At 49.5% G+C, this 19,886-nt stretch carries 19 protein-coding genes and 1 pseudogene; 8 read left to right on the top strand and 12 right to left on the bottom strand.

Going from position 1 to position 19,886, the window contains the following annotated elements:
- Both IQ219_RS04410 and IQ219_RS04405 read right to left on the bottom strand, forming a co-directional pair.
- The coding region (locus tag IQ219_RS04410; RefSeq protein ID WP_194071853.1) for a peptidylprolyl isomerase at nt 1–530 on the bottom strand (530 nt) is incomplete at its 3' end.
- A 69-nt stretch (nt 531–599) separates the two neighbouring features.
- On the bottom strand, nt 600–2,225 hold the full coding sequence (locus tag IQ219_RS04405) for an AAA family ATPase (RefSeq protein WP_194071852.1): 1,626 nt from the start codon (nt 2,223–2,225) through the stop codon (nt 600–602).
- Nucleotides 2,226–2,384: 159 nt separating this feature from the next.
- On the opposite strand from IQ219_RS04405, the gene gltX reads away from it, so the two are divergent.
- Nucleotides 2,385–3,836 carry a glutamate--tRNA ligase gene (gene gltX, locus IQ219_RS04400; protein ID WP_194071851.1) on the top strand — a complete coding sequence of 484 codons (1,452 nt, stop codon included), beginning with the start codon at nt 2,385–2,387 and terminating at the stop codon, nt 3,834–3,836.
- A gap of 134 nt (nt 3,837–3,970) precedes the next feature.
- Here gltX and IQ219_RS04395 read toward each other — a convergent pair whose 3' ends face one another.
- Both IQ219_RS04395 and IQ219_RS04390 read right to left on the bottom strand, forming a co-directional pair.
- The gene (locus IQ219_RS04395) at nt 3,971–4,174 is read right to left on the bottom strand and encodes a hypothetical protein (protein WP_194071850.1); all 204 of its coding nucleotides are present in this window, start codon (nt 4,172–4,174) and stop codon (nt 3,971–3,973) included.
- 104 nt (nt 4,175–4,278) lie between these two features.
- Nucleotides 4,279–4,695 carry a thioesterase family protein gene (locus IQ219_RS04390; RefSeq protein ID WP_194071849.1) on the bottom strand — a complete coding sequence of 139 codons (417 nt, stop codon included), beginning with the start codon at nt 4,693–4,695 and terminating at the stop codon, nt 4,279–4,281.
- Nucleotides 4,696–4,933: 238 nt separating this feature from the next.
- Between IQ219_RS04390 and IQ219_RS04385 the strand changes: the two genes are divergently transcribed.
- From IQ219_RS04385 to IQ219_RS04365, 5 genes are all read left to right on the top strand, one after another.
- Nucleotides 4,934–6,460, top strand: coding sequence for an efflux RND transporter periplasmic adaptor subunit (locus tag IQ219_RS04385; protein WP_194071848.1), 1,527 nt, complete (start codon nt 4,934–4,936; stop codon nt 6,458–6,460).
- Nucleotides 6,461–6,673: 213 nt separating this feature from the next.
- Nucleotides 6,674–8,653 (top strand): ABC transporter ATP-binding protein/permease, encoded by a 1,980-nt coding sequence (locus IQ219_RS04380; protein WP_194020512.1) that lies wholly within the window; start codon nt 6,674–6,676, stop codon nt 8,651–8,653.
- A 96-nt stretch (nt 8,654–8,749) separates the two neighbouring features.
- Complete coding sequence (locus tag IQ219_RS04375) at nt 8,750–8,926, top strand: NAD(P)H dehydrogenase subunit NdhS (RefSeq protein ID WP_194071847.1); 177 nt, start codon at nt 8,750–8,752, stop codon at nt 8,924–8,926.
- Between the two features lie 138 nt (nt 8,927–9,064).
- Complete coding sequence (locus IQ219_RS04370; protein WP_194071846.1) at nt 9,065–9,844, top strand: pentapeptide repeat-containing protein; 780 nt, start codon at nt 9,065–9,067, stop codon at nt 9,842–9,844.
- A 194-nt stretch (nt 9,845–10,038) separates the two neighbouring features.
- Nucleotides 10,039–10,332 carry a YggT family protein gene (locus IQ219_RS04365; RefSeq protein WP_190596999.1) on the top strand — a complete coding sequence of 98 codons (294 nt, stop codon included), beginning with the start codon at nt 10,039–10,041 and terminating at the stop codon, nt 10,330–10,332.
- A 120-nt stretch (nt 10,333–10,452) separates the two neighbouring features.
- Here the strand turns inward: IQ219_RS04365 and IQ219_RS04360 are convergent, their stop codons facing one another.
- Nucleotides 10,453–11,358, bottom strand: coding sequence for a CoB--CoM heterodisulfide reductase iron-sulfur subunit B family protein (locus IQ219_RS04360; RefSeq protein WP_194020509.1), 906 nt, complete (start codon nt 11,356–11,358; stop codon nt 10,453–10,455).
- Between the two features lie 133 nt (nt 11,359–11,491).
- Nucleotides 11,492–11,701 (bottom strand): hypothetical protein, encoded by a 210-nt coding sequence (locus IQ219_RS04355; RefSeq protein ID WP_190596996.1) that lies wholly within the window; start codon nt 11,699–11,701, stop codon nt 11,492–11,494.
- A gap of 265 nt (nt 11,702–11,966) precedes the next feature.
- On the opposite strand from IQ219_RS04355, the gene sigC reads away from it, so the two are divergent.
- Nucleotides 11,967–13,181 carry an RNA polymerase sigma factor SigC gene (gene sigC, locus IQ219_RS04350; RefSeq protein ID WP_194071845.1) on the top strand — a complete coding sequence of 405 codons (1,215 nt, stop codon included), beginning with the start codon at nt 11,967–11,969 and terminating at the stop codon, nt 13,179–13,181.
- A 1-nt stretch (nt 13,182) separates the two neighbouring features.
- Here the strand turns inward: sigC and egtC are convergent, their stop codons facing one another.
- Nucleotides 13,183–14,016, bottom strand: a complete 834-nt coding sequence (gene egtC, locus IQ219_RS04345; protein WP_194020506.1) for an ergothioneine biosynthesis protein EgtC — start codon at nt 14,014–14,016, stop codon at nt 13,183–13,185.
- A gap of 655 nt (nt 14,017–14,671) precedes the next feature.
- Between egtC and IQ219_RS04340 the strand changes: the two genes are divergently transcribed.
- Entirely contained in the window at nt 14,672–15,931 is a 1,260-nt protein-coding gene (locus IQ219_RS04340) for a DUF4912 domain-containing protein (protein WP_194020504.1), read from the top strand.
- A 94-nt stretch (nt 15,932–16,025) separates the two neighbouring features.
- On the opposite strand, the gene IQ219_RS04335 is transcribed toward IQ219_RS04340, so the two are convergent.
- The 5 genes and pseudogenes from IQ219_RS04335 to IQ219_RS04315 form a co-directional block, all read right to left on the bottom strand.
- On the bottom strand, nt 16,026–17,687 hold the full coding sequence (locus IQ219_RS04335; protein ID WP_194071844.1) for a phospholipase D-like domain-containing protein: 1,662 nt from the start codon (nt 17,685–17,687) through the stop codon (nt 16,026–16,028).
- Nucleotides 17,675–18,043, bottom strand: a complete 369-nt coding sequence (locus tag IQ219_RS04330) for a hypothetical protein (protein ID WP_194071843.1) — start codon at nt 18,041–18,043, stop codon at nt 17,675–17,677. The genes IQ219_RS04335 and IQ219_RS04330 overlap by 13 nt, the downstream gene beginning before the upstream one ends.
- Before the next feature lie 57 nt (nt 18,044–18,100).
- Nucleotides 18,101–18,652, bottom strand: coding sequence for a PD40 domain-containing protein (locus IQ219_RS04325; RefSeq protein WP_194071842.1), 552 nt, complete (start codon nt 18,650–18,652; stop codon nt 18,101–18,103).
- A 55-nt stretch (nt 18,653–18,707) separates the two neighbouring features.
- Nucleotides 18,708–19,415 carry a ribose-5-phosphate isomerase RpiA gene (gene rpiA / locus IQ219_RS04320; RefSeq protein WP_194071841.1) on the bottom strand — a complete coding sequence of 236 codons (708 nt, stop codon included), beginning with the start codon at nt 19,413–19,415 and terminating at the stop codon, nt 18,708–18,710.
- 222 nt (nt 19,416–19,637) lie between these two features.
- Nucleotides 19,638–19,886: pseudogene (locus tag IQ219_RS04315) on the bottom strand (RNA-binding protein); the annotation flags it as partial.

Below are 19,886 nucleotides of genomic sequence, written 5' to 3'. Positions count from 1 at the left end.
ATTTGGGGGTGGGGCACATTGAGCTCAACGGGGCCGATCAAGCCGCCATTTTGGGCCTCTGGCCCCTCGGAATACTGCCGAGCTAGGGCACTAAAATCTCCCTCCCCTTCCTGAATGCGAAAATAGAGTTCTTGAATAATTCCCGAATCTCGACTGCGGATCAGGGAATAGATGACCTGGTCTAATTTATCTTTGCTGTTGAGAAAATGCCCTTCCAGTTGGTCGTCCCAGGTTTGATGTTTAAATTTTTCCAAACGGGCGGTCCGTAAAATCGAAGCTTCCAGTTGCTCCAGGGTCATGCCGGATTGTTTCAACCAGGCCTGTCTTTGTTCTTCGTTGGTAATCTGGGTCTGTTGATAAAAAAGCCCTAAATTTTCCTGTTGTTCTTCCGGGGTCAGTTGGATGTGGGCCACTGCCTGATCAAGTAAAATTTCCCGGGCTAAATGGGGTAATAGTTGATACTCTACCAGCAGGGAATACATTTCGTCCTCCCTCACCTGGCGATCGCCGACCGTCAACACCACCGACATAATTAGCCAACTCCTAACGCACAATATAGCTTCATTGCTCCATAACCCTAGCCCAAGCTGACCTAAACATCAATCAGAGGGGGGGAGAAATATCCGTAAAAGTTCCTCTGGTAAATAGTTTTCTTCCACGGTAGAGGTATCGAGGTAAAAAACCCAAGGTTCTTCCGATTCGGTGAAATCTTCCCAATCGAGGGTCTGGAGCAGTAACAATGTCTCATTGGCATCGGAAATATCTCCCCGGCGGGTCTGCAGACGTTTTGTTAAAACTTCTATGGGAGCATCGCAATTGATAATGGTAAAAGCAAGCTGTTCCCGTAACGCAAATTCGATAATTGGCGATCGCCATTGCACCTGGTCAAATTTGGCATCGAGGATAACACTAAAACCGGAGTTGATCACTAGAATAGCTAAATCCAGCAATTGCTGATAAACCTTTTCTGTCATGGCCTTGCTGTACAAATTAGCTTTCCCCGGCTTGTCTAGGTTTACTCCTCCTATATGTTTACGCACTGCATCGGAGCGGATATGAACAGCGGGTAAAAGTTGACCAAGTTGCTGGGCAACGGTGCTTTTCCCTGACCCTGATAACCCAGCCATTAAAACTATTTCTCTCCTTATTTGTTGTCCCTGCTGGCTATACTGCCATGCCAAGTGGTAATAATCTTTAGCTGTCCCTAGAGCTTGCTCCTTTTCTACTTGAGTTAAATTGGCATCATCTAATAAAAAAGAGGTTACCTTTGCCCGCACATAGGCTTGGCGGCAGAGATAAAAAGGTAACACCTGCAAGCCGTGCCAATCTCCCGTTTGCTCCAAATAAATATTTAAAAATAAATAGGCCCAGTCAATTCTGCCCTTGGCTTGGAGGTCCATCACCGTAAAGGCAATGTCATACATTACGTCCACAAAACGAAAGGGTTGGTTAAACTCAATGCGATCAAATAATTGGATCTTGCCCCGCCACTGACATAAATTTCTCAAATGCAAATCACCATGGCATTCACGGATTTTGCCCATGGCCTGCCTCTGTCGAAAAATTTGGTCCTGGGTTTGGTAAAAATCCTCGCTAAATTGGCGAATTTGTTGGTATTGATCGGGTTCCTGGGCAACGCCTAAATATTTTTCCGTCGCCGAAAAATTAGCTGATACAGACTGCCAAATCACCTCTGGATCGCCAAAACTAGTAATTTCGGCATTGGTTACCGTGTCCTGGTGAAATTCCGCCACTCTTTTGGCCAGGGCAATAATGTCTTGGCTGGATAACTTCCCCTGTTCAAACAAGGATAAGAGCAGACAATCCTGGGGAAATTGGGTCATTTTTAGCAGATAATCCTTCGACTGAGAGTTGCCGCCAGTAGACTCTTTTTTCTCCTGCCATTGCCATTGGTTATCTTTTAACTCAACTGCTAAAACTTCCTGGTAAATATCCGGTGCCACGGGGGAATTTAAACGTAACTCTTCTTCTAAAAAATGTTTGCGCTTTGCGGCAGTGGAATAGTCTAAAAAACCTAAATCAACCGGCTTTTTTAACTTGTAGGCATATTTCCCCGTTAAAAACACCACCGAACAATGGGTTTGTAAACACTGAATCGGTTCCCGGACAGGGTGGGGATAAAAACTAGCCCGCTGCAGGGTGTGCAACAAACTAAGAAAGAGGTCTTGGGCGGACAAATCCAGTGGCTCAGAAATGCTATTCATGGGTAACGGTAAGTTAATTCCCTCCCCCATATTAGTCCCATCACCAAAGCATATTGACCATGGGGCTGAACTCCCGCAACTATCACCACTATCAATGGATGCAAAGCTTTGGGGTACGATGAATAACCGCCCAGAAAATTATTGCAACGAGGAAAACCTGTGACTGTCCGTGTCCGCATTGCCCCCAGTCCCACCGGCAATCTCCACATTGGGACTGCCCGCACCGCCGTTTTTAATTGGTTGTTTGCCCGCCACACCGGAGGCACTTTCATTCTGCGGGTGGAGGATACGGATTTGGAGCGCTCCAAGCCGGAATACACGGAAAATATTCAGTCGGGACTGCAATGGTTGGGTCTAAATTGGGATGAGGGGCCTTTTTTCCAAACCCAACGGTTAGATCATTACCGCCAAGCAATCCAGCAGTTACTTGATCGGGGGTTGGCCTACCGTTGCTATTGCACCAGTGAAGAATTGGAGCAGATGCGGGAAGCCCAAAAGGCCAATAACCAAGCTCCCCGTTACGATAATCGCCACCGTAATTTAAGCCCAGAACAGGAAGCGGCTTTTCTCGCAGAAGGTCGCCAGGCGGTGATTCGTTTTCGTATTGACGACGATCGCCAGATTGTTTGGCAGGATCAAATCCGGGGACAGATGGTTTGGCAGGGCAGTGATCTGGGGGGAGATATGGTCATTGCCCGGACACCGGAAAAAGCTGAGGATGGCTTTGGCCAACCCCTGTATAACCTGGCGGTGGTGGTAGACGACATTGACATGGCCATTACCCACGTGATCCGGGGGGAAGACCACATTGCCAATACTGCTAAGCAAATTTTGCTCTACGAGGCCCTAGGCAGTGCTGTACCCACCTTTGCCCATACGCCGTTAATTTTGAACCAGGAAGGCAAAAAATTGTCCAAACGGGATGGGGTAACTTCCATCGATGATTTCCGGGCCATGGGTTTTCTGCCCCAGGCGATCGCCAACTATATGTGCTTACTGGGCTGGACTCCCCCGGATTCGACCCAGGAGATTTTTACTTTGGCAGAAGCGGCGGAGCAGTTCAGTTTAGAACGGGTCAATAAAGCCGGAGCTAAGTTTGACTGGCAAAAATTAGATTGGATCAATAGTCAATATCTTCATAGCCTACCAACAGCAGAATTAGTTCCTCTCCTCATTCCCCAGTGGCAAGGAGCTGGCTATGCAATTGATCTGGAAAAAGATGGTGCTTGGTTGGCAAGTTTGGCCGGCCTAATTGCCCCCAGCTTGACCAGACTCACCGATGCGGTGGCCGAAAGTAAATTATTGTTTGGCGATCGCCTAGACCTCCAGGAAGATGGGGCGAAACAGTTGTCTGTGGAAGGAGCTAAAGCCGTTTTGGAAGCAGCCCTGGCCTTTAGTCAAAGCACCCCGGAGTTAACCTTGGATGAAGCAAAAGGGGAGATTAATCGTTTGACCAAGGAACTAGGTCTAAAAAAAGGCGTGGTAATGAAATCCTTGCGGGCTGGGCTCATGGGCACTGTACAGGGGCCAGATTTACTGCAATCGTGGCTATTGCTACACCAAAAGGGCTGGGCCACCCCTCGACTCACCCAGGCGATCGCCCAGGGGTAAACCTGAGGCAGGCTCTACTGGGACAAACCGGAGGAGACTTTCCCTAAATCTTAGCTTCAGTCAAGGAGGTCAAGGGGACAGAGGGCAGACCGACTAATTTCGTGCCGATTTACTGGGAAGCTGGGGGAGGCAAATTAAAATTTGACCAAATATTCCTTCAGCCCCTGTTGTTGGTCATTGTTCCTGTTCTCAACCTCGCCACCGAAGAATTCGTCCTTTTGTCCCTTTGATTCCCCTTGTTCTTCCCGATTCTGTGTAGCAACGCGCCATTGTCCCGTATCAGGGTCCCGGTAGGCCGTGTAAGGGGAAGGTCGCAACGGTTGGGAAGAGATTTTCACGGATACTGCTCAAAGCGTAGGCAATGTAGGCGATCGCCAGGCAAAGTCTCACCAAATCCAAGTCTAATATTTCCATCTGGTTTGACAATGACCACAGTCACCCCTCAATGGTGATCTAGGTCACCGATCGCCCTTTGCCAACTGGGAGGTAATGGCGCTTTTTTCCTTGCTGGTAAGGCAATGCAGACGTGGTGGGTTTGGGCCCGGACCACCAATTGCAACGATTCTGCCTGGCTGATCTGATAATCACAGCAAAAACGATGGGGACTAGCCAGGGTAACGGTCAGGGTCACCACCAGGCGATCGCCACAGTAGGCAGGGGAGACAAAATCAACGTTTGCGTGGACCAAGGGCATGGCCAAATCCCCGGCACTAATCACTTTTTGTAAAGGTAAATTCTCCGCCATCAGCCAACTTTCATAGGCTTCGTGGCACATCTGTAGAAATTGATTAAAATAAACCACCCCGGCCCCATCGGTATCCCCTAGGTAAACCCGTCGTTCATAGGTGAAGGTCGCCATAGTTTAGTCAATTAAGGTGCACTAACCTGAAAATTTTGGAACTGCCTTCCTGAGTCCGCAGTCTAATCCACTCGGAAGCTAGCAACAATTGCCAGAAATATTAAGAATTGTGCGCTAATCAATCCCTGAATTAGTGGATAGAATAACCTTAACTGACCGTTCTTACCGGCTTTTCTCGGCCGGTTCGTTTAACTAAGTTACTATTCCCATTGCGTCGTTTTTCGGCTTTTAAATTTCCATGGTTAAAAAACGCTCCCAGTTCCCTGTGTTCGGCTCAATGGTGGCCCTCGCCCTGCTCAACACCGCCTGTGGGGGGGATAAGCCAGGGGCCAGTGCGCCCAAAGCCATTCCGGTACAGTTGCAGACCCTAGAAACCAGTTCTGTGACTGACAGCAATGAATTTGTCGGTAACTTAGTGGCGACCAAGTTTGTTGAGCTAGCACCCAAAATCGACGGCCGCATTTTAAGGATCTATGCCCAATGGGGTCAGCAGGTAAACGAGGGAGATCCGATTTTGCTGTTGGAACCCACCCAGCAACAGGAAAACGTCAACGCCGCCGTCGGTAATCTCAACATCCAGCGGTCTAATTTCCAAGTTAGTGAGGCCAACCTCCGCACCTCCGAATCGGAAAGGGATGCGGCCCAATCCTTTGTCACCACCCAGGAAGCTAACCTCGCCCGGGCGATCGCCGATTTAGCCAATTCCCAGGAGGTGTTAAAAACCAGAGAAGCGGATTTAAAACGAGCCCAAGCTAATCTGAATTTGGCCCAAATTAACTTTAAACGGTCTCAATTCCTCGTGGAAACAGGTGTACAACCGCAACAGGATTTGGACAATCGCACCACCCAGTTGGAAGATGCCAAGGCCAACACCGAGGCCGCGCAAAAAACAGTCCAAGCCGCCAAAGCTACCGTTCAGGCTAACCAGTCCAGTGTCTCCGCCTCAAGATCCGCTGTGCAACAGGCTAAGGACAATTACCAAGCCGCTGTGCAAAGGGTGAACGCTTCCCGAGCCACCGTCAGCTCCCAAAAAGGGGCGATCGAACAGGCCCAGGGCCAACTTGGTGCCACTTCCCAGGAACTGATCTACAACCGGGTTTTGGCCCCTGTTAGTGGTGTGGTGGGTAACTTACCGTTGCAAATTGGTGATTTTGTCCGCACTGGACAGAGCTTCACCACCATCACCAACAACACAGAATTTGAACTGGATATTAACGTACCAGTGGAGCGATACAACGATCTACGCATCGGCTTGCCTGTGGAAATTGTCCGCAGCGATGGCCAAGCAGGGGAAGTGGGGCGCATCAGTTTTATTTCTCCGACTGCTAACCGCAGTGACCAGTCCATCCTCGCCAAGGTGATTTTCAAAAATGACGGCAACCTCCGCAATAACCAGTATGTCCGGGTCAGAATTATTTGGGACCGCCAGCCTGGCTTTTTGATCCCCACCACAGCGGTTACTTCCATCGGTGCCCAGCAGTTTATTTTTGTTGCCCAACCGAAAAATGCCCAGGGCGACAGCAAAGAAGGCAACAGCGGTACGGAATTGGTAGCGAGACAAACCCCGGTGGTTTTAGGCGGCATCCAGGGGCAATCCTACCAAGTTATTTCTGGCGTTAAGGCCGGTGAACGGGTGGCGGTATCAAGAATTTTGGAGTTGCGGGATGGCATGGCCATTGAACCCGCTAGTGCGGCTACCCCTTCCAATAACGGCGGCAGTGGTGCTGGGGCCGGCGACAAACAGAAACAGCAATCCTCTTCCTAGTCGTGCTCCGTTGGTATTGGAGCTAAAGCCAAATTCCATCCTTCTCCGGTGATAACGCCGTTGGTAATTGACGACAAACTGTTGGGAAGTGCCCAGTGGGGAACTGTAAGATGGTCAGTGGCCTCGATTGCCATGGTTGCCATTAATTGTTGAATCCATGGGGCGGGGAAACATCTGCTGCCGTTGAACCCTTTTGCTATTGACCAAATTTCCATGACCCAAGCCCAAGCCAAGCGTTTTCAGTTTGACCGCCAACTGTGGCACCGCTTTGTTGAAACAGCCCAGCCCTATTTTTATCCCGTCGGGCAAAAGCAAACTCGGGTTTTTCTGATTCTGATCCTGGCCCTCATGGTGGTAGTGGTGGCTTTAACCCTATTTTTATCCATGGGGTTGACGCTCTGGGCCACGGCGATTTTTCCCGATTTTTTTGCTAAATCCGGTAAGGGTTTGGTGGATGGGGTGCAAAGTCTGATCAATTCTCCGGCGCCCTGGATTGGTTTAGGAGCCTTAGCCATAGCGGGGGCAGTGTTTGTCAGCCAGCGACAAAAGTTACAACAACGGTGGCTCCAGTGGCTATTGTTGGGCATACTGCTATCGTTGCTATTTATTGTCAACGGCTTAAATGTTATTTTAAGTTTCGTTTTTCGCTTCATTGATACAGCTTTAAATGGCAAAGATGGGGAAGTGTTTTGGCAATTTCTCTGGATCTATGGCATTGTCATTGTGGTGGCTATTCCCATCATTGTTGCCTACCGTTACCTACGGCAAAAGTTGGGAGTGCTCTGGCGGGAATGGCTCACAGAACATTTTCTGGGTCGTTACTTTAAGGGGCGCTCCTACTATCGCCTAGATTCCAATTCTGCCTATACATTAATTGACAATCCAGACCAAAGGATAACCCAAGATATTCAATCCTTTACCGGGGTTACCCTGGATTTTTTACTGGATATTCTTGATTCCATTCTCACCCTAATTTCCTTCACCGCCATACTTTATAGCATTTCCCAAACCTTGATGTGGGGGCTCATTGGCTATGCGACCTTCGGCACGGTGGCGGCGATCGCCATTGGCACCAGGTTAATTCGTATTAACTATGAACAATTGCGGTTGGAAGCCAATTTTCGTTACGGTTTGGTGCGGGTGCGGGACAACGCTGAATCCATTGCTTTCTACCGGGGGGAAAGGTTAGAACGGAAACAGGTTACTGAACGTTTGCTGGGGGCAATTAGAAATTTTAATCTCTTAATTATTTGGCAGGCCCTGATCAGCCTATTTCAACTGGGCTATAATTATTTCACCCGGTTAATTCCCTATATCATTATTGCTCCTCTTTACCTAGCGGGAGACTTAGATTTCGGGGCGATCGCCCAGGCTAGTTTGGCCTTTGGCATGGTGCTTTCTGCCCTATCTTTGGTCACTAACCAGATTCAAAATATTACTGAATTTGCCGCCAGTATTAACCGTTTAGGGGAATTTTACGATGCCCTCAATGGCCCTGGCAATGACAGAGAAAGCTCCTCTAATGCCATGGTTGACCACATTACCACCCACCTTGGCCCCACCGTCAGCCTGGATAACGTCACCCTTTCTCCTCCCCATTCTTCCCGGGTTTTAGTGCGGGATTTATCTCTAGCCGTGGACACTGGCAACCATTTACTGATCATGGGCCCCAGCGGCAGTGGCAAAAGTTCCCTCCTCCGGGCGATCGCCGGCCTATGGGACAGCGGTCAAGGCATCATTGAACGGCCTGAGTTGGCAGATTTATTATTTTTACCCCAACGGCCCTATATGATTCTGGGCACCCTGCGGGAACAACTAATTTATCCTAGTTCCCAATCCATCGCGGATGACGATTTTCTGTTGGGAACTTTAAAAAGGGTCAACCTATCGGATTTAGCCGAGCGTTTTGGCGGTTTAGACAGTCTAGAAAATTGGTCTAGCGTCCTTTCCCTGGGGGAACAACAACGCATTGCCCTAGCCCGAGTTTTCATCAACCAACCCCGCTATGCCATCCTCGATGAAGCCACCAGCGCCCTGGACGTAGATAACGAGGCAGATTTGTACCATGCTCTGACAGATTTGGGCACCACTTTCATCAGCGTGGGGCATCGGCCTACCCTGCGAAATTTTCACCGCCAATGCCTGGAAGTGCAGGCGGAAGGAAGGTGGCAGTTAAGCTCCATCCAAAAATAAATTAATGGTTAGCAATCGAATTTAACCATGGGTCTGGGGACGAAAGAAAACCGTCTCCTTTGCTAGAATTGTCCAATCCAAAATCAGGTAGCCATTATGATTTTTCCCGGTTCAACGGTGCGGGTCACCAATGTTGATGATACTTACTATCGCTTTGAAGGCTTAGTCCAACGGGTCAGTGACGGTAAAGCGGCAGTCCTATTTGAAAATGGTAACTGGGACAAATTAGTGACTTTTCGGCTCTCGGAACTGAAGACGGTCAAACCGATCTAGGCATTTTGCATTTTGCTACCCGCTCCGCCCTGGCCTAACCCATCGATGTCTTCGTTGCGGGGATTGGGGTGGGGGCTGTCCATATATTTGGCTAGAATGGAGAGCAATTTTACAGTGAAGTTCCCTCGGCGTTAACCCATGAAGATTCGTCCCTTTCTTGTGGCCCTGGGCCTAACCACCTTTGCTGGCGCCGCCCACGGAGCCAATTTTGAAGATCTGACCCAATTACTGTCCACCAAAAAATGCCCTCTCTGTGATTTGCGGGGAGCCGGCCTGGTGATGGTTAACCTTACCCGGGCGGATTTGACGGGGGCGGATCTGTCGGGGGCAAACCTATCGGGGGCCGATCTGACGGGAGCTAATCTTTCCGGTGCGAATTTAACTTCTGCCTCTTTGAACGGGGCGAACCTGTCAGGGGCAAATTTAAACGGGGCGATTACCGACGGCACAGATTTCCGTGAAGCTTATTTTGACCGGGCGACATTTATCAACACTAACTTGGAAACCGCCTATATGCAGGGGGCCCAAGCTGTTCCCAATACGGCCGGCACTCCCCAACTTTTTTATGGCTGGGGCCTGTTGGAAACCAGTAAGGGCAACTATCAATCCGCCCTCAAACACTATGATCGAGCCTTGGCTCTAGATCCGGAATTTGCTCCGGGATATTTAGGGCGGGGTTTGACCCTACTGAAAATTGGCAATGAAGCTTCCGCCAAACAAAATGTGGAATACGCCCAGTTATTGTTTGAGGAAAACCAGGATGAGGTGGGGGTTAAAACTTCAGAGCAATTTTTAGAAGATTTGGCCAGTATGCAGGAAGCCCGGCGCCAAGGAGCGGGCAATCCCCAGTTGGATGCCATCGTGCGGGGGGTAGCTTCCATGGCGTTTAAGTATTTACTGCCCTTGGTGGGCCTCTAGGGAGGCCAAACTGCAATTAGCCACGATCGCCGACCCAGGAAAAAACCAGAGAAATAGGGGCCAATGGGCAGATCATAACCGCGGCAAGATTGTTGCTGCTCTAAAACCCCATTTGAAGATTGATCGCCAATTTGCCTACAATCAAATCAGACCTTTTCGTCAAAATCTCGGCCTAGTTGTGGCACAGAACAAATATGAATTATGCGGCGATCGCCGGCCAGGGCTTAGGAATTCTGCTGGCACTGATGACGGTGTTGTTTATTTTTCGGATTATTCTCACTTGGTATCCCCAGGTGGAGCTAACCAGATTGCCCTGGAAACTCATTGCCCTACCCACGGAACCATTGTTGATCCCCCTGCGTAAACTTGTTCCCCCCATCGGTGGCGTTGACCTAGCTCCTATCCTTTGGGTTTTCATCTGTACTTTTTTGCGGGAAATCCTCATTGGCCAGCAGGGGCTGATCACCATGGCCAGTCGGTTGCAATAAACACAAAAGAGCTAGGTTGCCTCCCATTTACTTATAGCGGTTACGCTATCTGAAGGGCGTACTTGAAAAGCCCCTTTATCTGTCTCAAACTGACTCGGAATTGGCTCAATTCTTGATCAATTAGGCGAGACCAAGCTTAGCCAACACTGGTCCAGTGGAAACCACATGGCGGTCAAGTCCTAGATCCTTGGGATTAATTTCTAAGGCCAAACCCACCAATTGGGGCAGATGTAACACCGGCAAATTTAATGCTTGCCCCAACACTTTGCTGATTTCCGGTTGACGGGAATCTAGTTGTAGATGGCATAGGGGACAAGGGGTAACTAAACAATCGGCCCCAGCGGCGATCGCCGTTTGCAAATGTCGACCTGCCAACTGAAAAGATTGGGGCGTAGCATAACTGGAAATGGGCCAACCACAGCATTGGGTGCGACCTTCGTAGTAAATGGGATTAGCCCCTAGGGTAGTAAAGACTTTTTCCAGGGATTGGGGATCAAAAGGATTGGCTTCCGGTAAATTTTCCTGGGCCCGGAGCAGGTAACAGCCATAGAAAGAAGCACAGTTGAGGCCAGATAACTTCTGCTTAACCCGCTGAGCCAGGGTTTCTAGTCCAAAATCTTGCACCAAAGCCCAGAGTAAATGGGTCACCCGACTGGAACCTCGATAGGGAGCACAGCTTTCTTTTTTTAAATAATCGTTGATTTGCTCCACATAGGCAGGATCATCTTTTTGGGCTTTTTTTAGTCGTTCGTCCACATGGGCAATTACCCCCTGACAGGTACTGCAATGGGTTAATAAAGGCAACTTCAACTGTTCCGCCAAGGCGATATTGCGGGCATTAACGCTATCTTCCAACAGTTGGGAATCTTCTTTAAAGGTGCCGGAACCACAACAGGAAGCTTTTTTTAGTTCCACTAATTTAATACCCAAAGCTTTGCTCAGGGCGGTGGTGGCCAGGTGCAGTTCCCCACAGGCCCCCTGGGCAACGCAACCGGGAAAGTAAGCATATTCAAGGGCGGTAGTCATGGCGGCGACAGGAAGTGTTCTCTCTAGGCAGTATATCGTGGGCTTTTGGCCTGGGAACAAAAACCGGTGGTGCCCATTACCCCCAACAATGCCCCTAATTTGCTCAATTTCTGGCCCAGTCCACCATGCCAATTTAGCTTTCTGTATCAATTTGGAGTAGATAACCAGCCCCCAGCAACGTTTTTAACCATTGTTCGCCAGTAGGGATTTGGCCAAAGATTTTACAAATTTCCATGGCCAAGCGGTCTAGGTCTTGTTCGTGGGAAGCAAAATCATCCGGCCCCCAAATTGAGGTAATGATGCCATCCTCCTCCGGCAAAACAATATCATTGCACTGAGACAAACGACCAATGGTATAGCGGGTTTTGATGAGATTAAACCGTTCCTCCTGCCGTCGGGGGCTTGAATTTTCAGATAGGGTATCAGGCTGTCGATCATAGCTTTTTCGAAAGGTTTACAATGGAGTAACGTGGATATAAAAACATGTTGTCCAGGAAAACCCGAATTGCCATCGGACTAGTTTACTGGGCCGGTGCGGACAAAAAATTAAACAATTAAAGAATGTTACCCTTGACTTAACATCGAGTCCCAGTCACCCCCGGACCTCCATGACTAAACCGAGCAACGATGAGCCGCCACCGACTAATGTACGAGATTTGGAAGCTATGTCGCCGCCGGAGGAAGAGGATTTAATGGTAGATTTGCCGGACTTGGAATACACTGCTGTCGCCCACCGTCAGCAATTTAGCACTGATTTAGTGCGCCTTTACCTCCAGGATATTGGTCGCATTCCCCTGTTAAAGCGGGATGAAGAGGTGCATGTGGCCCAGCAGGTGCAAAGCTATCTCCGCCTAGTGGAAATCCAAAATCAGGCCGCAGAATCTGAGCCCGCCATGGAGCAATACCAAACGGCGATCGCCATCCATGATCAACTTTTAGCCCAATTGGGGCATCGTCCTTCCTATGAACGTTGGGCCAAAACCCTCGGGCAAACCGTAGCGGTTCTCAAGCAAACCCTCCAAACAGGCAAACAACGATGGGCCGAGTTAGCGGGGTTGACGGTGGAAGAATTGGACAAAGTTGAAAAGCAGGGTATTACAGCCAAAGCTCACATGATCAAAGCTAATTTAAGGCTAGTGGTTTCCGTTGCGAAGAAATATCAAAATCGGGGCTTGGAGCTTTTAGACCTGATCCAAGAAGGCACCCTGGGGTTGGAGCGGGCGGTGGAAAAATTTGATCCCACCAAGGGTTACCGTTTTAGCACCTATTCCTACTGGTGGATTCGCCAAGGCATCACCAGGGCGATCGCCACCCAGAGTCGTATGATTCGTTTACCGGTGCATATCACCGAGAAGTTAAACAAAATCAAACGGGCCCAAAGAAAAATTTCCCAAGAAAAGGGCCACACCCCCAAAATCGATGAAGTGGCGAAAGAACTGGGTATGACCCCGGAGCAGGTACGGGAAGTGCTGACCCAAGTGCCCCGTTCCGTTTCCCTGGAGCTAAAAGTTGGCCAGGATAAAGACACGGAGCTGATGGATTTACTGGAAACCGACACCCAGTCACCGGAGGATGAGTTGATGCGGGAGGCTCTCCAGAGTGATATGCAGGAAATTTTGCTAGATTTGACCCCCAGGGAACAGGAAGTGATTGCCCTGCGGTTTGGTTTTCAAGACGGTGTGGCCCACTCCCTCTCGGAAATTGGCCGCATTTTGAATTTATCAAGGGAAAGAGTACGACAGATTGAAGCCAAGGCTCTGCAAAAGTTACGCCATCCCCGCCGCCGGGACCGCATCCGGGACTATTACGAAAATTTGGGTTAGGTCACTGATCTGCTAGAACTTTAACGGCGATCGCCTCTGGGCTGTTAATCGCCAAAATACTTTGGGGTGGACAGGCCTGCCATTGGGGGTCAGTAAATAGGGGTTCCGAGGCAATAATCACTCCCCCCGGACAGCGCTCACTATCAGCCAGCCAATATAAACTCGGTTCCGGTTGACGACTGGCATAACGACAGGCCACAATGCGCTGACCATCGGCCAGAAGAATATTGGCGGAAAAATAAGTGTTATGTTGTCGAGCCAACTCTGCCAACGTTAACAAACTTGCTTCTAACGCCTCCCCCAAGCTAGTCTTTTTTGCCCCATCGCCATCACCCTGGGAAGCCTGCCTTGACCGCCGGAGATTGTCCAGAATGAGGGCAAAAATATGTTCCGAGTCGGTGGTGCCATGGATGAACTGATAACTGGCATCGCTCAATAAATTCCGTAGGGGACGGTAGAGAGTAGTCCGAAAATTATTGATAAATCCATTATGGACAAATAACAGCCCCTCCTCCGTAAAGGGCTGACAATTGGTCAAATCCACTGCCAAAGGGGGCGTTGCACTGCGGACATAACTCACAAAACAACTGGACTGGATATACCGACTCAGGTGGGGAAGATTAATGTCACTCCAAATGGGCAGGACATTTTTGTAGAGATAGGGACTGGGTTGATGCCCCTGGTCAAACCACCCCAAGCCAAAACCATCGGCATTCAACAGCCCCGCTGTCATTTCCTGGGGTTGATAGCTCTGGACAATCAGGGAATGTTCTGGGCGATAAATCAGTTGCTCTGGTCGCAGTGGTTGTCCCAGATACCCTAAAAGACGACACATAAAAAATTTTTAATAATCTTGGCGGCCCGCTGAAATCATCCCTACCGACGGGGGGAACCAAAGGAGAGTGGCTGCCCATCCCGAACTTTTACGGAGAGCATAGACCAGCTTGAAAAATCTTTCAGGGCAAAAATCGGCAAGAAAAAGCCCCTGGGCGTCTTTCCTTGTTTCGACTCCGGGGGCTTCAACTTACTCCTCACACACCTCTAGATAATAACCCCCTCACCCTCTACCCCCATGGATACTGTGACAGTTAAGGGATTGTCATAATGCCTTGGGTGATTGTCAGGAAAATTTGACTTTTGTGGTTCCACTCCAGGATTTGTGGAGCCGAATCAGACAAAACTTCACAAGACAAGTCAGGAAGTGATGACACAAGATTTGGCTTAATGCCTGGAAATCCGTAGTAGCAGTCCATTTTAAAGCCTTGATCCCCTTGACGTTCCGCCGCCGCCCTATGTTACAAAAGGTGAAGCTTGTGATCCCCGTGGGCATTCCTCCGGCGATCGCCTTGGCCAAAAGCCAGCAACTTCAACAACATTCACCTTTGCTCCCCCTGTGTCCACCATTGGAAGTAACTAACCCTGTCCTCTTTCCACGGGCTGATTGTGGAAACCCATAGTATGGACTGTCCCATAAACCCAAAGTAATTGTTATGGCTAAAGAAGACCGACCCTCCCTCGAAGACATGACGCTGCGACAATTACGCCGAGTTGCCAGTGAATGCAATATTTCCCGGTACAGTCGGATGCGTAAATCCCAGCTACTAGCAGAGGTGGAAAAGGCTCTCAACAAACCTGCCCCTGCTCCCTTTTCTGTCAAATCCGTTAACCGTCCCCAGGAGGAACAAGCTGTGGAAGCTTCTAAATTTGAACTTGGTCAAGATGATAAATTTGGCGCCCCCCTCACCGCCGTCGATGAAGTTTTGGGAGATTTGCCCGGTGGTTACGGTGAAAGCCGCATTACCCTCATGCCCAGGGATCCTCAGTGGGCCTACGCCTATTGGGATATCCCCAAAGAACATAAGGATGCTCTCCGTAGTCAGGGGGGGCAACAGTTGGCCCTGCGGCTCTACGATGTGACCGACCTGGATTGGCAGACCGCAAGCCCCCACAGCGTCCAGGAATATCTCTGTGATGAATTGGCCCGGGAATGGTATTTGCCCATCCCTGTCAGTGATCGCGATTATGCCCTAGACATTGGCTATCGCACCTTTGATGGTCGCTGGCTCACCCTGGCCCGTTCCACCCCCATTCGCATTCCCCCCGTTTATCCCTCCGACTGGGTAGAAGATGTGTTTGTCACCGTCAACTGGGACGAAGACCTCCAAGGCAAAACCATTTACCAATTGGTGCCCCCCAGCAAGCGTTCTGTGGGAGTTTCCACTGCAGTATATGACCAAGTGTTTGACATGGCCCAGGGTGCTGAAGCCCTGCGGATGGCGGGTTCCCTCTACGGCTCTATGCAGCACGTCCCCGGTTCCGTTACCCACGAGCAAACATTAAGCTCCTATGTGTTTCCCTCCGGAGCGGGCCTGTGGGCAGCCCCCAATGTTTCTGGTTTAAATATGTCCGGCATTGGCATGGGTTATGGTCTTTCCAGTAGCGAATTTATGGCCTCGGAAGCCCCAATCCGTCCCCGGCAATTCTGGTTAGTGGCCGATGCTGAGCTGATTGTTTACGGTGCCACGGAACCCGATGCGACGGTTACCATTGGTGGCCGTCCGATTAAACTCAATGAAGACGGCACCTTCCGTTTCCAAATGTCCTTCCAAGATGGCTTGATTGACTATCCCATCATGGCAGTGGCGGTGGATGGGGAACAAACCCGCAATGTGCATATGAAGTTCACTCGGGAGACTCCTTCCCGTAACACCAACACCAAAGAAGAAGCTGTGCCGGAATGGTTTAGCTAGACTCCCTTAATTCCCATTAGTTTTTCGTTGTTTGAATTATAAATTCCCCGGCCAAAGGATCTGAGTCATTGCCGTTTCCTTGGTCGGGAATTTTTTACCAGGTGACTTTTCCCTGCAAACCTTCAATCTTGCTGGGACCAATGCCCTTGACTCGTCCTAAATCTTCCAGGGAGGTGAATGGCTTTTGCTTCCTGGTGGTGATAATTTTTGCAGCGGTGCTGGGACCAATGCCAGGTAAACTTTCCAATTCTGCTTGACTGCCTCGGTTCAAATTTACCAAACGATTGGGAGTTGCTTTGGCCAGGGGCTGAGGGCTAGGTTGGGGATTGGCGCACTCCTGTTCTTGGCGATCAATGCGGGCTTGTATTGTGGGGGGTAAACCATACTCTGTGATGGCATAGAGTCGTTCTAATTCCCTTTGGTAATGAGCCCCTATTTGGGCATTCTGCAAAACCAATACCGTTTCATCGTTGCTGTGGTTAGCGGCGGGGGACCAATTGTGAGAACCGGTGATCACTGTGTCATCATCGACTAAAGCAAACTTATGGTGTAATTTATCTCCCCTTGGCAGGGCTGGTGTACCGACAAATTCTGTTGGTAAGGCCCAGGGACGATTACCGGGTTGTTCTAGGCAGTCTTCTAATAGTTTTACCCCCAATAAATCCAGGCCTTCACTGTAGTAACGAAAGGCAAATCCCCGGTCAATTAGGGCTTTAATTTCAGTGCCCGCTTGAAATCTTTGGTTGATTACATCGGATAATGCTTGTTCACTAAAAACAAACAAGGCTAACTGGATTTTTTGCTGGGCCTGATTTAGGTATTGGGCAATTAAACCATTGCTTGTTTCGGCAAAAGGTACCGTTCGGCGATCGGGAGAAAATTTTACCGTTACCGTGGTCTCCCCCACTTTTAACGCTTTAGCTGGTCTGCTTGGCTTATTGATACCAAATAGACTATCTTTTTTTTCTCCAGGACCGTCTCCCCAAAGCAGGTTAAACTCTTCTGTGAAAAGATGGGCCACCGCGGGGGATTGAATCACCAATAAGTTGTTAGCATTGCCCCTGGTGAAGTGGTCATCATAGTCGCCATACTGATCGCTGGGGGTAAAGTTGGCAGAGGTAACAATGACGGTTTTATTATCCAGCACTACAAATTTATGGTGCATTAACCCCGATCCTTTACTGCCATCCTCTGTGTCGTCAATGAGGGGAATTTTTTGGGTGCGGAGAATCTCAATGGCATCTCGTTCTGCACTTTCTTCAGGACTAATGCGGCCGTCTTGATTTTGATCTAAATAGGCTAGGGGGCCACGGTAACGGAAGGGATCTTTTTCCGCTTCTACTGCTTCTTGGATGGTTTGGTTATAGATATTTTCTAGCACCAATCTCACCCTAACCCCGGCGGCTTGTTTCCTGACCAATGCCTGGGCAATGCGGGGTAAGCGTAATTCCTGTATCGCTAGGTCAATGGTGGACTGGGCTCCATTAATTTGATCTAGGATTATTTGCTCAAAATTGTCCCCCTGGCGTTTAAAGTTGCGGTCAGGGTCAATGAAATCAGCTCCCTTGGCATTGTTGAGATTGAAATAAACCTTGATGTTCTGTTCTTGGGGTAAGGGGTCTGGCCGGGCCAGGGATTGTCCTAACCCCGATGGATCAACTTTTCCAATGCCAATAATGGCGATCGCCACTAGTAGGGCCAGGGCAACCAAAATGACAATGGGGTTTTGTTTCCAGCCTCGGTTTAGTTTTCCCATGGTTCAATCTGGACGATCGCCAACTCGGTCTTACTTTTGCCACAGGGTTCGTTACTGTCACAATCGTTAAAGGATGCTGGCTGATAGATTAATTTGACCGTTTGGCCGATTAGGGCAGCCTGTTCACAAACTTCAAAGGTGGCGTACAGTCCCTGGTATGGATTACCTTGACCATCCACCAAGTCCACATAGCAAGCCAAATCGCCATTAATCAGATCGGTGATGGTGGCAACAGCAGGTAATTCTGTTTCTACTTCTACCTGTTGGGCATGGAGGGGAGATGATGCCCTAACTGCCATGACAGGGACAAAGCTTAAAAGTAAAGCCAGCCAGAGGGGAAAGGAAATAGGTTTCATTGTTTTACTGTTTTCTCCATATTTTAATCCCCCTGGTCTGGAAACCCTGCAACTTTTTTAAGGGGTGGCGATAATTTGGCCCTGGGTATCCATCACCATAATGTCCCACTGGCCGTCCTGGGCCACTTCAAAGGCAATGCGATCGCCGTTGGCATTGATGACCGGGTTCCTCGTGTCGGCGGCCAAATCCGCAGTTAAATTACGCTTCTGCTCCGTTTGGCGATCGTAGAGCACAATATCAGTTTTTCCCTGGCGACTGAGGGCAAAGACAATGTAGCGTCCGTCTTCGGTAATGCTGGGATGACTGGCCACCTGGTCGAGGGCATTAAGGCGGGGTAGGGTTTCCAGACGATTGGTTTGGAGATTGTACAGATAAATGCCCTGGGAGCCATTGCGGTCAGAGGCAAACACCAGAAAAGGATAGGTCACCTGGGGAAAAATTTCCTCGGAGGCACTGTTAACACCCCGGCCACTGCGGTCAAAGGAAAGACTCAGGTAACGGGGATAGCCACAGCCGGCCAGTAAAAACAGTAAACCTGCCCAAGTCAAAGACCGCTTGAGCAATTTAGCGAGTGTTTGGCAGTAAAGTCGGGGAGGCGGGGTATCCATATCCCTTCTATTTTCCCACCTCGACCCTAGTTAATAAGATGCAGTTGAGAGGGAACTAAAATTCCCGCACCGTGGGTTGACCGTCAATAATTTCCCCTACTAAAATTACGTCCGCTACTCCCACAAACAGCCCGTTTTCCAACACGCCGGGGAGATTGTTAATGGTTTTTTCCAATTCCGCTGGGTCGGCAATGGCATCAAATTTAACGTCAATAACTAGGTTGCCCTGGTCGGTGACCACGGGGCCAGCTTTTTTCACCCCCATGCGTAGTTCTGGTTTGCCACCTAGTTTGGCTAAAGCCCGCATTACAGGAGTCAGGGCCATGGGAATCACTTCCACCGGCAGTAAAAAAGTGGAACCTAATTTGTCCACCAACTTGCCACTGTCCACCACTACTAGAAAAGTTTCCGCCAGGGCATCAACAATTTTTTCCCTCGTGTGGGCGGCCCCTCCCCCTTTAATCAAATTTTTCTGGGGGTCAACTTCATCCGCTCCGTCGATGGCAATGTCAATGCGGTCAACCACATCCAACGTCGTCAGGGGAATGCCGTATTTACGGGCCAACACTTCCGCCTGAAAGGAGGTGGGAATGCCCACTACATTTTCCAATTCTCCTTTTTTGAGGCGATCGCCAATGAATTCTAGGGCATAGGCGGTGGTGGAACCGGTGCCCAAACCGACAATGGTGTTGGACTTAACCCGGTCAGCGGCGGCTTTACCCACTGCTTGTTTCATCAAGTTGGCCGCATCTAGCTCAGCCATAAAAATTTAACCTCCGTTATTTTGTCTTTTAAATTTTTTAATTAAATTGGGTCATTAACCTAAACGTGGGGCAAAATCCTACTCCCCCCATTACCCAGGCTTTATTGAAACTCTATGGTTTTTTTGATCAGCCCTAGCCAAGGGAAAACTGTCCGGCGATCGCCGAAATTTGTACGGTGCCAAAATCCTCAAAATGGTTCTGGCCAGGAAAGAAACGTGGGCCTACTGGGCCGCCGTCAATTTTTCCTTCAGTTGGGCCAACTGGTCTGCCCAGCGGGGGTCGGGCTGGAAACCTTCAGAAGCGGTGCTAGTATTGGCACTGGCCCCTGCCGCTTTTTTATTACTCCGTTTTTTATCGGTGCGGGGTTGCTTGGTTTTTTCCCCACTGGCCGCCGGAGTTTCACTGCCTCCTTCTTCGTCATCCTTGGAGCGGGGGTTAGCCTTTTCGATTTTTAAAGGGCTGTCCATAAA

Origin of the sequence: Synechocystis sp. LEGE 06083, from assembly GCF_015207725.1 — a bacterium.
Taxonomy (GTDB): Bacteria; Cyanobacteriota; Cyanobacteriia; order Cyanobacteriales; family Microcystaceae; genus Synechocystis; species Synechocystis salina.
This window is presented reverse-complemented; position numbering and strand designations above follow the sequence as displayed.

Excerpts from the sequence above, each read along its gene's own strand:
- IQ219_RS04405 (WP_194071852.1), bottom strand. The coding sequence starts at position 2,225 with ATGAATAGCATTTCTGAGCCACTGGATTTGTCCGCCCAAGACCTCTTT.
- IQ219_RS04390 (WP_194071849.1), bottom strand. The coding sequence starts at position 4,695 with ATGGCGACCTTCACCTATGAACGACGGGTTTACCTAGGGGATACCGAT.
- IQ219_RS04385 (WP_194071848.1), top strand. The coding sequence starts at position 4,934 with ATGGTTAAAAAACGCTCCCAGTTCCCTGTGTTCGGCTCAATGGTGGCC.
- IQ219_RS04380 (WP_194020512.1), top strand. The coding sequence starts at position 6,674 with ATGACCCAAGCCCAAGCCAAGCGTTTTCAGTTTGACCGCCAACTGTGG.
- IQ219_RS04375 (WP_194071847.1), top strand. The coding sequence starts at position 8,750 with ATGATTTTTCCCGGTTCAACGGTGCGGGTCACCAATGTTGATGATACT.
- IQ219_RS04370 (WP_194071846.1), top strand. The coding sequence starts at position 9,065 with ATGAAGATTCGTCCCTTTCTTGTGGCCCTGGGCCTAACCACCTTTGCT.
- IQ219_RS04365 (WP_190596999.1), top strand. The coding sequence starts at position 10,039 with ATGAATTATGCGGCGATCGCCGGCCAGGGCTTAGGAATTCTGCTGGCA.
- IQ219_RS04360 (WP_194020509.1), bottom strand. The coding sequence starts at position 11,358 with ATGACTACCGCCCTTGAATATGCTTACTTTCCCGGTTGCGTTGCCCAG.
- sigC (WP_194071845.1), top strand. The coding sequence starts at position 11,967 with ATGACTAAACCGAGCAACGATGAGCCGCCACCGACTAATGTACGAGAT.
- egtC (WP_194020506.1), bottom strand. The coding sequence starts at position 14,016 with ATGTGTCGTCTTTTAGGGTATCTGGGACAACCACTGCGACCAGAGCAA.
- IQ219_RS04340 (WP_194020504.1), top strand. The coding sequence starts at position 14,672 with ATGGCTAAAGAAGACCGACCCTCCCTCGAAGACATGACGCTGCGACAA.
- IQ219_RS04335 (WP_194071844.1), bottom strand. The coding sequence starts at position 17,687 with ATGGGAAAACTAAACCGAGGCTGGAAACAAAACCCCATTGTCATTTTG.
- IQ219_RS04330 (WP_194071843.1), bottom strand. The coding sequence starts at position 18,043 with ATGAAACCTATTTCCTTTCCCCTCTGGCTGGCTTTACTTTTAAGCTTT.
- IQ219_RS04325 (WP_194071842.1), bottom strand. The coding sequence starts at position 18,652 with ATGGATACCCCGCCTCCCCGACTTTACTGCCAAACACTCGCTAAATTG.
- rpiA (WP_194071841.1), bottom strand. The coding sequence starts at position 19,415 with ATGGCTGAGCTAGATGCGGCCAACTTGATGAAACAAGCAGTGGGTAAA.